Source organism: Cognatundibacterium curvum, from assembly GCF_014284235.1.
GTDB lineage: Bacteria > Pseudomonadota > Gammaproteobacteria > Burkholderiales > Burkholderiaceae_D > Undibacterium > Undibacterium curvum.
On the sequence record NZ_JACOGD010000008.1, the window covers coordinates 48,759 to 63,181 of the forward strand.

Annotated in this window: 15 protein-coding genes; 8 read left to right on the top strand and 7 right to left on the bottom strand. The window is 54.1% G+C overall.

Features of this window, described 5'->3' with window-relative positions; all coding sequences use genetic code 11:
• Positions 1–104 precede the first annotated feature (104 nt).
• From H8K43_RS15095 to H8K43_RS15130, 8 genes are all read left to right on the top strand, one after another.
• On the top strand, positions 105–1,157 hold the full coding sequence (locus H8K43_RS15095; protein WP_186904603.1) for an aminoglycoside phosphotransferase family protein: 1,053 nt from the start codon (positions 105–107) through the stop codon (positions 1,155–1,157).
• Between the two features lie 10 nt (positions 1,158–1,167).
• Complete coding sequence (murU, locus tag H8K43_RS15100; RefSeq protein ID WP_186904604.1) at positions 1,168–1,890, top strand: N-acetylmuramate alpha-1-phosphate uridylyltransferase MurU; 723 nt, start codon at positions 1,168–1,170, stop codon at positions 1,888–1,890.
• Entirely contained in the window at positions 1,887–3,251 is a 1,365-nt protein-coding gene (locus H8K43_RS15105) for an aminopeptidase P N-terminal domain-containing protein (protein ID WP_186904605.1), read from the top strand. The genes murU and H8K43_RS15105 overlap by 4 nt, the downstream gene beginning before the upstream one ends.
• A gap of 8 nt (positions 3,252–3,259) precedes the next feature.
• A complete protein-coding gene (locus tag H8K43_RS15110; RefSeq protein WP_186904606.1) occupies positions 3,260–4,438 on the top strand; it encodes an FAD-dependent monooxygenase in 1,179 nt (392 codons plus the stop codon).
• A 74-nt stretch (positions 4,439–4,512) separates the two neighbouring features.
• Positions 4,513–4,725 (top strand): hypothetical protein, encoded by a 213-nt coding sequence (locus tag H8K43_RS15115; RefSeq protein WP_186904607.1) that lies wholly within the window; start codon positions 4,513–4,515, stop codon positions 4,723–4,725.
• 135 nt (positions 4,726–4,860) lie between these two features.
• Positions 4,861–5,550 carry a DNA alkylation repair protein gene (locus H8K43_RS15120; protein WP_186904608.1) on the top strand — a complete coding sequence of 230 codons (690 nt, stop codon included), beginning with the start codon at positions 4,861–4,863 and terminating at the stop codon, positions 5,548–5,550.
• A 131-nt stretch (positions 5,551–5,681) separates the two neighbouring features.
• Complete coding sequence (locus tag H8K43_RS15125; protein ID WP_186904609.1) at positions 5,682–6,464, top strand: substrate-binding periplasmic protein; 783 nt, start codon at positions 5,682–5,684, stop codon at positions 6,462–6,464.
• 192 nt (positions 6,465–6,656) lie between these two features.
• Positions 6,657–7,760: a metallophosphoesterase gene (locus tag H8K43_RS15130; protein WP_186904610.1), complete on the top strand. Its 1,104-nt coding sequence runs from the start codon at positions 6,657–6,659 to the stop codon at positions 7,758–7,760.
• A gap of 21 nt (positions 7,761–7,781) precedes the next feature.
• Here H8K43_RS15130 and H8K43_RS15135 read toward each other — a convergent pair whose 3' ends face one another.
• From H8K43_RS15135 to H8K43_RS15165, 7 genes are all read right to left on the bottom strand, one after another.
• The gene (locus tag H8K43_RS15135; RefSeq protein ID WP_186904611.1) at positions 7,782–8,174 is read right to left on the bottom strand and encodes a VOC family protein; all 393 of its coding nucleotides are present in this window, start codon (positions 8,172–8,174) and stop codon (positions 7,782–7,784) included.
• Complete coding sequence (gene corA, locus H8K43_RS15140; RefSeq protein ID WP_162020791.1) at positions 8,174–9,148, bottom strand: magnesium/cobalt transporter CorA; 975 nt, start codon at positions 9,146–9,148, stop codon at positions 8,174–8,176. Before corA ends, H8K43_RS15135 begins: the two co-directional genes overlap by 1 nt.
• A gap of 138 nt (positions 9,149–9,286) precedes the next feature.
• The gene (locus H8K43_RS15145; RefSeq protein ID WP_186904612.1) at positions 9,287–9,757 is read right to left on the bottom strand and encodes a hypothetical protein; all 471 of its coding nucleotides are present in this window, start codon (positions 9,755–9,757) and stop codon (positions 9,287–9,289) included.
• Positions 9,754–10,449 (bottom strand): monofunctional biosynthetic peptidoglycan transglycosylase, encoded by a 696-nt coding sequence (gene mtgA / locus H8K43_RS15150; protein WP_162020789.1) that lies wholly within the window; start codon positions 10,447–10,449, stop codon positions 9,754–9,756. The genes H8K43_RS15145 and mtgA overlap by 4 nt, the downstream gene beginning before the upstream one ends.
• Positions 10,446–11,324: a shikimate dehydrogenase gene (gene aroE, locus H8K43_RS15155; protein ID WP_230404013.1), complete on the bottom strand. Its 879-nt coding sequence runs from the start codon at positions 11,322–11,324 to the stop codon at positions 10,446–10,448. The genes mtgA and aroE overlap by 4 nt, the downstream gene beginning before the upstream one ends.
• Positions 11,324–12,226: a TonB family protein gene (locus tag H8K43_RS15160; protein ID WP_186904613.1), complete on the bottom strand. Its 903-nt coding sequence runs from the start codon at positions 12,224–12,226 to the stop codon at positions 11,324–11,326. The genes aroE and H8K43_RS15160 overlap by 1 nt, the downstream gene beginning before the upstream one ends.
• 17 nt (positions 12,227–12,243) lie before the next feature.
• Entirely contained in the window at positions 12,244–14,355 is a 2,112-nt protein-coding gene (locus tag H8K43_RS15165; RefSeq protein WP_186904614.1) for a ribonuclease catalytic domain-containing protein, read from the bottom strand.
• Between the last annotated feature and the right edge of the window lie 68 nt (positions 14,356–14,423).

A 14,423-nucleotide genomic window follows, 5' to 3' on the forward strand; every position in this document is an offset into this window, starting at 1 on the left:
TATCCTGCAAACTGGCCGCCAGAAATCAGCCGCCTATTATAGGTGAAATGCTGCTGAACCGATCTGAAGCTTGTGTACAAACCTATTCAATTATTCATTTAGCCATGTCCTCTCACGTTCCCAGCACGCCGTCCACAGTCGCACCGGACAAAGAACAACGCCGCATCGCCCTGCAACAATGGCTGAGCAGCCTCAGCGATCAGGCCCTGCTGACTGACACCCTGCGTGCGGCCTCGTCCGACGCGAGTTTCCGTTCGTTTTACCGCTTAGATACTGCCGATGGCAAAACCCGTATCGCGATGGATGCGCCGCCTGCGACAGAAAATTCTGCTGCGTTCATTCGTATGGCCGGCTTGCTCAAGTCCATGAATCTGTCGGTGCCGGAAGTATTAGCCCATGATCTGGAACAGGGCTTCCTGCTGGTCAGCGATCTGGGTCAGCATACCTATGCCCATATCCTGAATCATGACACTGCGTTCAAACTGTATATGGACGCAATTGATGCGCTGGTACTGATGCAGGCACAAAGCCAGCCGGACGTATTGCCGGAATATGACCGCGCTTTCTTAGAGCGCGAACTGCAGATTTTCAACGAATGGTATATAGGCAAACACCTGGGCGCGACGCTCAGCGAAGATCAGCAAAAAACCCTGCGTGGCGTATTCGATCATCTGCTGGCCAGCGCGCTGGCTCAGTCTCAGGTATTTGTACACCGCGATTTCCATTCACGTAATCTGATGTGGATGGATCAGGGCAATCCTGGCATCGTCGATTTCCAGGATGCGGTATACGGGCCTATCACCTATGATCTGGTGTCGCTGCTGCGTGATGCCTATGTACAGTGGGATGAAGAAATGGTGCTGGACTGGGCTATCCGTTATTGGGAAAAAGCGCGCCGCGCCGGTCTGTCGGTACCACCGGATATCGACCAGTTCTATCGCGATTTTGAATGGATGGGCTTGCAGCGCCATCTGAAAATCCTGGGCATTTTCGCGCGTCTGTCGCACCGGGATGGCAAGCATCAGTTCCTCAATGACATCCCGACCGTGATGGACTATGTGCGTAAAACTGCTCATCGTTACAAAGAATTAGTCCCCCTGCTGCGTCTGCTGGATCAGTTAGAAAACACAGCGCCACAAGTTGGCTATACCTTCTGAGGCCAGTACGATGAAAGCGATGTTACTGGCGGCTGGCCGTGGCGAGCGCATGCGACCACTGACTGACAGCTGCCCCAAACCTTTACTGAAAGTGCGTGGACGTCCGCTGATCGTCTGGCACATCCTGAATCTGGTCAAAGCAGGCATTACCGAGATCGTGATTAACCATGCGCATCTGGGGCAGATGATCGTGGATGCGCTCGGTGATGGCAGCCAGTTCGGCGCCAGCATACAGTACTCTGCGGAAGAGCAGGCATTAGAAACTGCGGGCGGTATCGCCAAGGCACTGCCCTTACTCGGTGATGCGCCATTTGTGGTGGTCTCGGCCGATATTTACATCCCGCACTTCAACTTCAAAGAATGTCTGAATACGCTGGAAGAAAATGATCCCTGGGGGAATCCGCATCCGCCTGAGCAGCGCGATATCGCCTGGCTCTATATGGTAAAAAATCCCAGCTTCCATCCACAAGGTGATTTTGCGCTGACCCTGATGGGGCTCGCAAATGAAGGTGAACCAAGGCTTACCTTCGCCAATATCGGTGTCTATCGTCCCGAAATGTTCGCCACTATCAAAGCTGGTGAGTATGCCAAGCTGGGACCGCTGCTGCGCGACTACATTGATGCCGGGCGCGTTGGTGGCGAACTGTATCGCGGTGACTGGCACAATGTAGGCACGCCTGAGCAATTGCAAGCCCTGAACGCGCCTCTGCAATTCACACAAGGTAAAGCATGAGCACTTCCTCCCTGAGTCTGGCCTGCAAGACAAGGCGGCAACAGCTGATGCAGCAGATGCAGGCGCAGGGCGGCGGTGTGGCCGTGATTCCGACTGCGCAGGAAATGACGCGGAACAACGACAATCATTTCCCATTTCGGCACGATAGTTATTTTTACTACCTGACTGGTTTTTGCGAGCCGGAAGCCGTGCTGGTGCTGATCGCGACTGCTGAGAGAGAGGAGTCCATCCTGTTTTGCCGCGAAAAAAACTTAGAGCATGAAATCTGGGATGGCTACCGATATGGCCCGGAAGCTGCGCGTCAGCATTGCCTGGTCGATGCGGCCTATCCGGTGAGCGAACTGGCAGTCAGGCTGGAAGATGTCCTGGCCGGTGCTGCCACGCTGTACACCAGCCCCTTATTCGATCATCGTCTGACACCGCAAATTCAGCAGGCGCTGGCAGGCATTGCCGCCAAAAGCCGCACGGGTATTCAGTCTCCGGCCGGTTGGATGGATGTCTGCCGCCTGGTAGATGAAATGCGCCTGCTCAAAGACGAGCAGGAAATCGCCTGTATGCAGGAAGCTGCGCGCATCTCAGGACTGGCGCACCGCGCCGCGATGCGTGCTGCGCGTCCCGGTCTGCATGAATATGCGCTGGAGGCAGAATTACTGTATTGCTTCCGCCGCCATGGCGCTCAGGCTCCCGCCTATTCGTCCATCGTCGCCAGCGGTGCCAATGCCTGCACCCTGCACTATCAGAGTAATCAGGCCAGGATCAATGATGGCGAGCTGATATTGATTGATGCTGGCTGTGAATTTGACAGCTATGCCTCGGATATCACACGCACTTTCCCGGCCAATGGCCGCTTCAGCCCGGCCCAGAAAACCCTGTATCAAATCGTACTGGCGGCGCAGCAGGCAGCACTGGCTTGTGCCCAGCCCGGCGCAGGCTATATGGATGGGCATCATGCAGCGGTCAGGGTACTCACAGACGGTATGCTCGACACTGGCCTGCTAAACCGCCAGCAAGTTGGTACTGTAGACGATGCGATAGCGAGTCAGGCTTACCGCCAGTTTTACATGCATGGCACTGGCCACTGGCTGGGTCTGGATGTGCATGATGTCGGCGATTACCGCACGCCGCACACCAGCGGCGATGCAAGCACAGCACGCCCTTACCGGGCGCTGCAGCCCGGCATGGTGATTACCATAGAGCCCGGCTTATATGTGCGTCCGGCTGCTGGCGTTCCTGAGCAATACTGGAATACCGGCATACGGATAGAGGACGATATACTGATTACCGCCAGCGGACATCAGAATCTGAGTCAGGACACCCCGAAAACCATAGATGAAATCGAAGCCTGGATGCGCGGCGACTGAGATACAACATGACTACCATCATCAATGATGCAGACATTGCGATTTGTGGTGCCGGCCCGGCCGGGCAGGCACTGGCTTTACTGCTGGTACAGCAAGGCATACCGGCAGCAAGAATCGCTCTGTTTGACGGAAAAACTGCGACCGAAGCCGAACAGGATGCGCGCTCAATTGCGCTGTCTTACGGCAGCCAGCAAATCCTGCAACAGGCAGGTTGCTGGCCACTGCCTGCGACTGCGATTCAGGACATTCATGTCTCGCGGCGCGGTCATTTTGGACGCACCCTGATCCAGGCTGCGGATTATCAGTTGCCGGCACTCGGTTATGTCGCGCGTTATGGTGACATCGTGGCACCGATGCAAACTGCACTCGCACGCTCGGGTGTGCAAATGCATAGACCCTGCCAGGTCACAGCGATAGAAGAATTCACTGATCATGTCAGGCTGACGGTGCAGACTGGGACTAAGACTGGGACTGAACTGCAGCGCCAGTTTTCTGCGCAAGTGGTGGTGCAGGCTGAAGGCGGCACCTTTTCCGACCAGAGCCAGCGCCAGCAAAGCCGCGACTATCAACAGACTGCCATCATCGCCCATGTCTGTTTTGATGAGGCGATTGCGCACCGCGCGTTTGAACGCTTCACCGAAGAAGGTCCGCTCGCCCTGCTGCCGCAAGAAGATGGCTATGCGCTGGTCTGGTGTGTACGGCCAGAACATGCGGTGCAGCTGATGGCACTGGATGAAGCCGCATTCCGGCAAAGGCTGCAAAGCGCATTCGGACAACGTATGGGGCAACTGACACGCATCAGTAAGCGTGTCAGCTATCCGCTCGGTCTGAATGCCCAGGCCCAGGCCAGCGCGCGCGTGGTCAGCATAGGCAATGCCGCACAAACGCTGCATCCGGTCGCTGGACAAGGATTAAATCTGGGGCTGCGCGACAGCATGGTGCTGGCGAAATGCCTGAGCCGTGAACTGGCGATGCCGGAAGCCGCATTGCAGCAGTTTTTACGCGAACGGCAGACCGACCGCAGTCTGACGATAGGTCTGACGGATACACTGGCCCGCATTTTCGCGAGTTCCCCCGATGGCAGCTTGCGGCAGAGCCTGCTGGGCTTGTCACTCGGTGGTCTGGATTTATTCCGCCCGGCCCGGCATTTGATTGCCGAACATATGCTGTATGGCTGGCGCGCCTGATCACCTTTACACACGCAGAATTAACCTATTTTTTTCGCAGGCTTGCCCTGCATTTTTTAAGCGAAGGATCTACCATGAAATTACGCACCAAACGCCGCCTGATGAACTATGGCCGTCTGTATAACCATCAACTCGCCAGTGTGCTGGAAGCCGCATTTGAAGAATTCCGCGCCAGCTTCGTGCAGGAAGGTGAATCCATCGCTGAATCGGCAGAGGCAATCGAACACCTGAGCGCGAGCTACCGTCATTTCAAAAAATTCTCGCTGCGTTTTGCGATCGTACGCTGATCAGTCGGCCTGAGTAAATCGACATAGTTTGCATTTCCCCGCCTCAGCTGCGTTGTAGCTGCGTGGGGATGCAGACATAAGCGCGTAAGCTCCACAGCGCCTCATCTGCTCAGGCTTTCCTGCCTGCTGAACTCTATGCATATCCTGATCGCCCAGCTGGATGCGGCATTAAGACCGGCCGCTGATCTGCAGCGTGCAGAAAAAATGTCTGCTTATATGCAGCATCAGCTATGCTTTTTAGGCATCCAGACTCCTGCGCGGCGCGCCCTGTCGACGCCCTTACTGCGCCCCTATTACCGTGCTGATTTCGCCGAAATTCAAGACCTGGCGCTACAGCTATGGGCACAACGCGAACGTGAATTCCACTATTGTGCAATCGACCTGCTGGGCAAAGCCAGACGCTATCTGCCCGCCTCCGCCCTCACTTTCCTGCTCGAACTCGCACAACAGCATGCGTGGTGGGACAGTGTCGATGGCCTGGCCGATGTGGCCGGTGACCTGATCCGTCTGCAAAGACAAGAACAGCCACAAGTGCTGAGCCAGATAGAAAAGGCGCTACAGCATCCCTCATTCTGGATCAGACGTATCGCGATGCTGCATCAATGCGGCTGGCGCGCAGAGACCGATAGCGAACGTCTGTTCCGTTTTGCGCTGATGCTGGCACCTGAGCAGGAATTTTTTATCCGCAAGGCTATCGGCTGGGCCTTGCGTGACTATGCGCGTCATGCACCGCAACAGGTCACTCAATTTCTTAATCTGCATGGCACACAACTCTCTTCGTTGAGCCGGCGCGAAGCCGCGAAACATCTGCCAGACATCATCTGAGGTCTGATGTTAGGGTCTTAAGTTTTACAAAGTGTTAAACCTACATAAAGATAGCTGCGCTTTCGGTCATTTGTCCTTACGATGTGTCAGTTCCCTGACTACAATAAGTTACCGCTCCGAAAAGCCCTGGTATGCGCCGCTCAGACTATTTATCCACTGTATTGCTTTGCTGTGCCGCGCCAGCGATGGCTGCACCGGTCAGCTTATGCTATGAGGACAGCTCAGTCTATCCGTGGATCACAGGCACTGGTCAGGGTCTGGCAATCTTGCAAATGCAATTGGTCGCGAAAGAAACCGGTATCGAGTTTGAATTGATACGCCTGCCCTGGAAGCGCTGTCTGCTCGAAGTTGAAGCCGGGCGCATCCATGCTGCGATTGCCGCCAGCTACAACAAAGAACGCGCAACCTGGGGAGTCTATCCGCGCACACCAGACGGTAAGCTGCAGCGCGATTACCGTATGCACACGGACAGTTTTTATGTGTATCGCCATGCTGATAGCCCGATACGCTGGCAAGCCAAGGGGTTCCAACACCTGGGGAATGAAGCTGTAGGCGCACAACTGGGCTATAGTGTAGGCAAGGATCTGGAAGAAGCAGGCTATCGCGTCAAATATCACCCCGCCTCCAGCGATCTGCTCAGCTACCTGGAAAACCGCGTACTGCAAGTCATCGTGCTACAGGACCACGAAGCAAAGCGCCAGCTCAGCCACCGTCCTTCGCTCAGAGATATCGTCATCAGAGAAGCGCAGCCAGTCAAGGTCGCAGATCAATACCTGTTATTTAACACTGCGTTTTATAAGGCCAATAAAGCACAAGTCCAGATGATCTGGCAAAGCATAGAAAAAATACGTAAGAGCAAACTCTATCTGGATGAGGAACGCGAGATGCTGGGTACTGGTACAGGCGACAAATAAAGCCTGCAGTCTGCAGTATGCTTTTGCGCAAACTCTGCACTGCCGGAACGGGCTGATACACAGTAAGATACTGGCTTCAACCCTAAACTGCCACCCGCGCCAGCTATGTTGTCTTCCTTTTTCTCCTCATCACCCCGCTCACCCCAAATACAATTTCCGATTTTTTCTGAATGCCGCAGCGGAGTTACCGTTGTGCTGTGCACATTGCTGTTCAGCCTGGCACTGACACTGGCCCCGCTCAGTATTCAGGCGCAAATACCAACGCCGGTCAACGATGGCCCTCATGTATTCTTCAGCAGCAACAGCGCGCAACTGCAGGCCAGCTGGGTCTGTAACGATCAGCGTCAGGATCAATTGCTCGCGACGATCAGCGCAAGCATAGCGCCGCTGTGCGGCTATCCGTATACGATACAACTGCGTGCGCAGGCTGCTGCCGCACCGGTCGCAGCCAGATTTGAAGCGAAAAAAATCGCGGCTTTCAGTGATATCCATGGCCAGTTTGATCTGATGCTGAACCTGCTCAAAGCGAACCAAATCGTTGATGCACAGGGTAAGTGGCAATACGGCAGCGGCCATCTGGTCATCGCTGGCGATGTATTTGACCGTGGTCCCAAGGTGACTGAAGCGCTGTGGTTGTTGTATATGCTGGAAGCGCAGGCCGAAGCGGCGGGTGGCAAAGTACATTATCTGTTAGGTAATCACGAAGCGATCAGCCTCGCTAATGACTTGCGTTATCTGCATCCTAAATACCGCGTCGTTGCTGACAAACTCAATACGACTTACCCACGTCTGTTTAGTCAGGAAACCGTATTGGGACGCTGGCTGCGCAGCAAACCGGTCATCATCCGCATCAACGACAGCCTGTTCATGCACGGCGGCCTGCATCCGGATTATGCGCAGCTGAAACTCAGTCTGGCTGAAGTCAATGCACAGTTTCATGCTGGTCTGGGTTTACCCAAGGCCAGCTTCAAAGAAAACAATGTGCTCTCCTTCCTGTATGGCAGCACCGGCCCGCTGTGGTATCGGGGCTATCTGAAAGCACCACAGCTACAGAGTGAAGCGCTGGATCAGTTACTGCAAACGCTGCAAGTACAACATATCGTGGTTGGCCATACCACCATGAACGGTGTCTATGCGCATTGGCAAGGACGGGTGTATTCCATCGACTCAGATATTAAATCCGGTCAGCGTGGCGAAATGCTGTTTTGGGAAAACGGCTTATGGACTAAGGCCGGACTGGATGGCAAGCGGGTGCCGGTTCCCAGTCCGGAGTCAGCGCAAAGCACGACAGAATAAGGGGGGCGGCGTGGAGTGGCGTCAGGCAGTAAAATTAAGCTCTATGCCATTGCCGGCAGGATCATGAAAAAATATCTGACGCTGCAAAGCAAAGCCTGCTGAGGCCGGGACTTCCGATAAGCGATAAGGAATCCCATCCTGCTGCAGGCCTTGCAGCATCTGCTCAAAGCCGGTACAGGCGAAAGCCAGATGATCAAAAGTGGTCTTCACTCCGGTCTGTGCAGACTCGCCGGCACGATTTTCTGAGATATGCAGCACCGCCTGTTCACCCGCATACAGCCAGTAACCAAAACTGCTTAAGGCCGCACGCGGACCATCGACCAGTCCTACATAGCGAATATAAAAATCACGCAGCTGAGCCATTCCGGCACGGTCGGTGCGCAGGTTGGCGTGATCGAGTCCGGTCGCGGCCATTATTTCAACCAGCCACGACGGCGGAAATACCAGAATGGCGTGATGGCCGATGCGATCATCAGCATCAGTGCGAACGGATAGCCGAGTTCCCATTCCAGCTCGGGGAACCAGCCTTTAAAGTTCATCCCGTAGATACTTGCAATCAGGGTAGGCGGCAGGAAGGCCACGCTCGCAACCGAGAAGATTTTAATGATCTTATTCTGGTTAATATTAATAAAACCAACCGTCGCATCCATCAGGAAGTTGATTTTATCGAACAGAAATGAGGTGTGGCCATCGAGCGATTCGATATCACGCAAAATCTGTCTGGCTTCTTCAAACTGATCCGCATTCAGCAAACGGCCACGCATCAGAAAGCTCACTGCGCGTCGGGTGTCCATCATATTGCGACGGATACGGCCATTCAAATCTTCTTCCTGGGCGATTGCATTCAAAGCGGCGGCAGCATCCTGATCGCTGAATTCTTTTTGCAATACAGCGCGGCTGACTTCTTCCAGTTGTTGATAAATGCCTTCCAGCGCATCCGCCGAATATTCAGCGTCGGTCGCATACAAATCCAATAAGACATCTTTGTAGTCGCCTATCGAACCCGGACGGGAACGCGCGCGCATGCGCACCAAGCGGAATACCGGCAAGTCGGTATTGTGTACGGAGAACAGAATATCGCGCGCCAGGATGAAGGCCACAGTTACAGTGCGGGCTGGCTCATCATCCTCATCTTCATCGATCAGAAAATCGGTGCGCAGATGCAGATCACCATTGTCCGCTTCGTAATAACGGGCCGAGGCTTCGATATCCTTGACCTCATCCTCACCTGGCAAAGTCACGCCATAGATGCTCTTGACCCACTCACGCTCTTCCTCGGTAGGGTCAGTCAGATCAACCCAGATCGGCAAAGTGTTTTCGAGATCTGCGCGGTTTTCGATATTGATCTGGCTCAGCCGGCCATTGTGTAAAACAAAGACATTAATCATGAGGTGATTCCGGAAAAAGCGTGACAAACGGTTGGGCTGGATTGTAAACCTGTTTGAGGTCAGCGCGACCAGCGGCGCAGGACTTTTTTACATATATCCTGACGACGCTGGCCCGGACTACACCATCCATGCACGACTTTATTTGGATGCCTTCTCTATGGCTTTTTCTATCATCTTGATACGTGCATCCTGCTCAGGTGAGCTGGCTGATGCCGCATCTGCAGCTGGCTTAGGTTTCTGGAAGCCCTGGGTATCCTGCAGTTTGAGGGTAGTAGCGGTCGCATTATTATGGCAATCAGTGTCGGAGTACACGGTTTTGCCATTGATAACACAGCGTTTGACACCGGACTCAACCGTCACCGGAGCCGGCATATTTTCAGCGCCAGGCGCACTGCCAGTGGCCGGTGCAGACGAATCCGGTATACCGCTCGCATTCTTTAATTCTTTGCCGATCACATTGGCTGATTTACCCCAGCGTGCCCAGACTTCCTGCATAGGCAAATGTCCATAGCGTATGGTGTATAAAAATCCCATCGCAACCAGGCCCAGTATCATAAATAAAACCGATACGGCGACCAGACTCATTCCTCGTTGTTTGTGTAAATTCATGGTAGTTCTGCGCTATTCATGCGTTTCATGATCAGCTCGCTGCGCCTTTGCAGATAGCCTGATCCCTGATTTTTATCAAAATAGCGTGGTTTCGGTAACATCACTGCCAGTCTGGCCGCTTGTGCCGGACCCAGCGTCGCGGCACTGCTGCCGTAATAATGCCTGGCTGCGGCTTCAGCACCGAACACACCCACGCCCCATTCCACCACGTTCAGATAAATTTCCAAAATACGTTGTTTATCCATACAGGTTTCAAGCATGTATGTTATGACAAGTTCTTGTCCTTTGCGCAAATAACTACGCTGTCCGGATAAAAATAAATTCTTAGCGAGCTGCTGGGTAATGGTGGAACCACCGGAAACGACCTTGCCTTTCTTTTGATTTTTTTCGTAGGCTTTCTGCATCGCCTCCCAATCCACCCCGTCATGATCGACAAAGCTGTCGTCTTCCGACGCGATCACTGCGCGCTTCAGGTGATTCGAGATTTTGTTATACGGCACCCATTGATGCTGTAATTTCGCATCAGGTTTTTTTTCCTGTAATACGCTGAGCTGCTGGCGCATGAAACTGGTTGAAGATGGATTAAACTGAGTCCACCACAGTATCTGCAGCAAAAAATAAAGCTGCAACAAGAGCACCAGCAACAACGGCACACCGACCAGCCAGAACAATAAGCGCCGCAGCATCTTCACCTACCCTCCGCCGCTTGCATTTCCATCCTAAGCTCATGTAGTACCGGCCCGGTCGCTGGCTGTACGCCGCGCCACAGGGCGTATGCAGCAGCAGCCTGCTCCACCAGCATACCCAGACCATCGCGACACTGCGCAGCATGCTGTGCTGCGACCTGCAAAAAGGCGGTAGGTGTAGCGCCGTACATCATGTCATACGCCAGCGGCCGTGCCTGCCACACATAGTCTGGTAGCGGCGGTACCGCATCCTGCAGACTGGCAGAAGTCGCATTGATAATCACGTCAAACGCGCAATCTGCCGGAACCGTTTCGAAAGTACAGGCTGCGACGACAAGATCAGGGAATTCAGCCCGTGCCGCCTGCGCCAGCTGTTGCGCTTTACTCAGTGTGCGGTTGGCGATGATTAACTGCGCAGGCTGCTGCTCCAGCAAAGGCAGTAAAGCACCTCTGGCTGCACCACCCGCACCTAGCAGCAGTATGCGCTTTGCTTGCAAAGGGATACCGGCATTGCGCACGATGTCGTTCACTAAACCAAGGCCATCGGTGTTATCGCCGATGATGTCTGCACCATCAAACATCAGGGTATTCACCGCACCGGCCGCCTGCGCACGCGCTGTCAGCCGGGTTGAATAGGCAAATGCTTCCAGCTTAAAAGGCACGGTCACATTCGCTCCACGCCCACCGGCAGCGCGGAAGGCCTCAGCGGTGGCGACAAAGCCATCCAATGGTGCCAACAGGGTGGAGTAATTCAGCCTCTGCGCCGTCTCAGCCGCAAAGCGCGCATGAATGCGTGGCGACTTACTGTGGGCTATCGGATTCCCTATCACTACATACTGATCCGGCTGGTTTGGGATATCTGTCTGCATAGAGCCTGACATCAGTTTTTCCCTCCGCGCAAATCGGTTTCCAATTGCTGATCGCGGGTGAAACGGAAGCGTGAAATCACGACCCACAAATCATCTTTGTCGCCGGATCGCATATTCTGCGGGAACTTACCAAAAGGTGCGGCATTGCGCACGATGCGCAAAGCGGCTTTATCAAGTGCCTTATTGCCGGACGATTTTTCTATGCGTGGCCCACCCTCTTTTTCATAGATGCTGCCATCCTGAAAAATCGGGATATAAATCACCAGTTCCCCGTACAGTTTTTTCCCATCTTTTTGTGGAAAATTCAGCGTGCCAAAATCCTCTATGCGCTTTTGCAACTGCTTGTAGTAAATCGCATAGCCGACCCGCTGGGTACTTGGGGTGATAAAGGTTTTACGCGGACGACGGTTCTGGTCTTCTATGGTCTGATTGATTTCAGCCGCCATCCGCGCCAGCGCCTTAGTCGTTTCCAGGTCTTCGGCACCGGCATTCGGCGCACGCTTATCATCGAGCTTACGTTTATCCTGCGCCGGCAACAGGAAATCGGTATTTTTTCTGACCTGATCCAGCAGGTGCTTTTGCTGTTGTTCGATTTCTTCGATACGCTTGGTAGTGGCAATCAGATGATCGCCATTTTCACTGCGCTGCATATCGGGCAAGGGCGACTTGCTGCGTCCTGCATCATGCATGCCACCGCCATCCAGATCGGCCTGTGCCAATGCCTCTGCCTTGACGGGTTTTTTGTCGTGTTTGGCATTCACCAATATCACTTCCAAGCCCGGATCAGTGGCTGGCGACGACACGGCCGGTGGATTGACGAAATGCATAAAGGCGAGCGGGATCACATGCGCCAGTACCGATACGGTAAGCGCTGCACCAAGTACGAGATTTTCAAAGCCTGGTCGGTTAGACATACTGCGGGTCTCTGTCATCAAGGGTTAGCTGTTGTTTCATTACTGTCTGGCGCGGATGGCGTTTCAGCTTCGGGCAACGCTGCTACAGCCGCTGCAGCGTCATCCGTCAACAGGGTAGCTGCTGGCGTTTGCTCCTCCGTCACATCCAACGCATCCGCCGTCTCCAGCGCGGCTTCGTTATCGTCTTCGAGTTCTTCTTCGCCGATATCAGTCACGACATTCAAGACTTCCAGCAAGCGTGCTTCTACGGTCAAATCGACTTCATCCCAGCGCAGGATATCAAGTCTGACCTGCGCACCACGGGCTGTTTGCGGCATGCCTGGCAAGCGTATCACGAGCGGAATATCAACCAGACGCAAGACTTCATCTTTCAACACCACCGCATCGACCTGACGTGCATTTTCCTGCTGCAGCCAGCGCAGGCACCAGTAACGTTCCATATTGCTCTGGAAGTCGGCATAGGCGGAGTAAGCTGCATCAAATCCGGACACGATTGCAAACAGATCCGCATCTTTCGGTTTAAATGCTGCCACCAGCGGCGCGGTGATTCCATGCTGAACGCAGGCGATAATCTGCCATTGATTGACCAGATCGGTATAGCGACGCAGAGGCGACGTGCTCCACGCATATTGATCTACACCCAGGCCCTGATGAGGCGCAGCATGCGTCAGCATACGGACTTGCATACGCGCAGCCCAGCCACCCGGGCCACGGCCACCAGCCACGCCTTGTGCACGGTAAATGCCAGGGATGCCATGATCAGCCATCAGCTTGCCCCAGGTGCTGTTGGCGAAGATCATCAGCTCAGCCACCATCTTATCGAGCGGCGCACCACGCTTACGGCGCACGATGCTGACCACATCATCTTCGACATAGAAATTAAAATCGACACGGTTATTTTGTTCCGGCTTCATACCGAAACTTTCACGCTTCGCCATACGGCCCTGCTCCAGCGCCAGCGCCCATTGCCAGATGCGGGCGATTTCGGCTTTGTGCGGATAATCACCGGCGTCATTAGCCAGGTTTTCTTCCGTGACCAGCGCATCCAGATCATTGTGGCGCAGATTGGAAGCCATAGTGATCGCTTCCACTTTGGTCTCGGTACTGAGCACACTCCAGTCCGCTGTATTCAAGGTCGCATACAGCGATAAAGCCGGACGGCTTTGCCCGGCGCCCAGCGTGAATACATCCACTAACTCATCCGGCAGCATGGTGATTTTATCGCCGGGCATATACACGGTAGACATGCGGCTGCGCGCGAGCTGATCAATCGCATCATTTCTTTGTATCGACAATCCCGGCGCCGCGATATGAATACCGACGCGTATCTGCCCATCACCTAATTCCGCGACTGAGAAAGCATCATCAATTTCCGTGGTGGTCACGTCATCAATCGAAAACGCCTGCACATCTGCGACCGGCAGATCGGCCGCCAGCGCAGGTAAAGGCAGTGAAGGAAATCCTGTGCCTTTAGGGAAATGCTCATAATGAAACTTCGCCAGATGCAGATGCTTGGGACTGCTGATCCCGCCCGCAGCCAGCATCAGACGTGCGGCGCTGGTCTGCAAGGCGTCGCAGGCTTCCACCAGTGCCTTGTATTCGATACTGTTTTTATCCGGTTTGAACAACAATTGCAGTGCCAGCGGGCGCATCGCTTCCGGCAACAGCTGCTGCATCAGCTGTTCAACATAGCCCGCCTGTATCAGCAATTGCTGCTTCTTTTTTTCTATCCCGGCCAGCGCTGCTTTGAGCGCAGTCTCGGGCGCTGCCTTGTAACGGCCACGGCCTTTTTTATAGAAATAGACCGGTGCATTATGCAGCGCAAAAATCAATCCGGCCGCTTCCACAGGCTGTGCAGCCTGGCCGAAATATTCCGCGCCCAGTTCAGCAAAACCAAACTCTTCCTGACCTGCGACTTCCCACAAAAAAGGCAAGTCAATTTCAGCTGCCGCCGCTTTAGCCTGTTCGATCAGGCTGACCGGATCGGGCGCTGTGAACTGCAGCAGCACATCTTTGGCTTTGACCTTAGCACGCTTACCGCTGGCCAGTTCAACCTGATAGGCTTCCCCTGCCTGCGATAACACGCTGCCTGCTTTAAAGTCGCCTGACTCTTCAAAAAATACATTCATTACAGTTTTTCTTTTCTCTACGGACGGATGCAAAGGCGGCGGGTTTCAGACCAGCACACGCTGCGCTA

Coding starts and splice junctions, on each gene's coding strand:
- H8K43_RS15165 (WP_186904614.1), bottom strand. CDS start 14,355: ATGAATGTATTTTTTGAAGAGTCAGGCGACTTTAAAGCAGGCAGCGTG.
- H8K43_RS15105 (WP_186904605.1), top strand. CDS start 1,887: ATGAGCACTTCCTCCCTGAGTCTGGCCTGCAAGACAAGGCGGCAACAG.
- aroE (WP_230404013.1), bottom strand. CDS start 11,324: ATGTCAGGCTCTATGCAGACAGATATCCCAAACCAGCCGGATCAGTAT.
- H8K43_RS15135 (WP_186904611.1), bottom strand. CDS start 8,174: ATGGCCGCGACCGGACTCGATCACGCCAACCTGCGCACCGACCGTGCC.
- H8K43_RS15115 (WP_186904607.1), top strand. CDS start 4,513: ATGAAATTACGCACCAAACGCCGCCTGATGAACTATGGCCGTCTGTAT.
- H8K43_RS15125 (WP_186904609.1), top strand. CDS start 5,682: ATGCGCCGCTCAGACTATTTATCCACTGTATTGCTTTGCTGTGCCGCG.
- H8K43_RS15095 (WP_186904603.1), top strand. CDS start 105: ATGTCCTCTCACGTTCCCAGCACGCCGTCCACAGTCGCACCGGACAAA.
- H8K43_RS15120 (WP_186904608.1), top strand. CDS start 4,861: ATGCATATCCTGATCGCCCAGCTGGATGCGGCATTAAGACCGGCCGCT.
- murU (WP_186904604.1), top strand. CDS start 1,168: ATGAAAGCGATGTTACTGGCGGCTGGCCGTGGCGAGCGCATGCGACCA.
- H8K43_RS15160 (WP_186904613.1), bottom strand. CDS start 12,226: ATGTCTAACCGACCAGGCTTTGAAAATCTCGTACTTGGTGCAGCGCTT.
- H8K43_RS15110 (WP_186904606.1), top strand. CDS start 3,260: ATGACTACCATCATCAATGATGCAGACATTGCGATTTGTGGTGCCGGC.
- H8K43_RS15145 (WP_186904612.1), bottom strand. CDS start 9,757: ATGAATTTACACAAACAACGAGGAATGAGTCTGGTCGCCGTATCGGTT.
- corA (WP_162020791.1), bottom strand. CDS start 9,148: ATGATTAATGTCTTTGTTTTACACAATGGCCGGCTGAGCCAGATCAAT.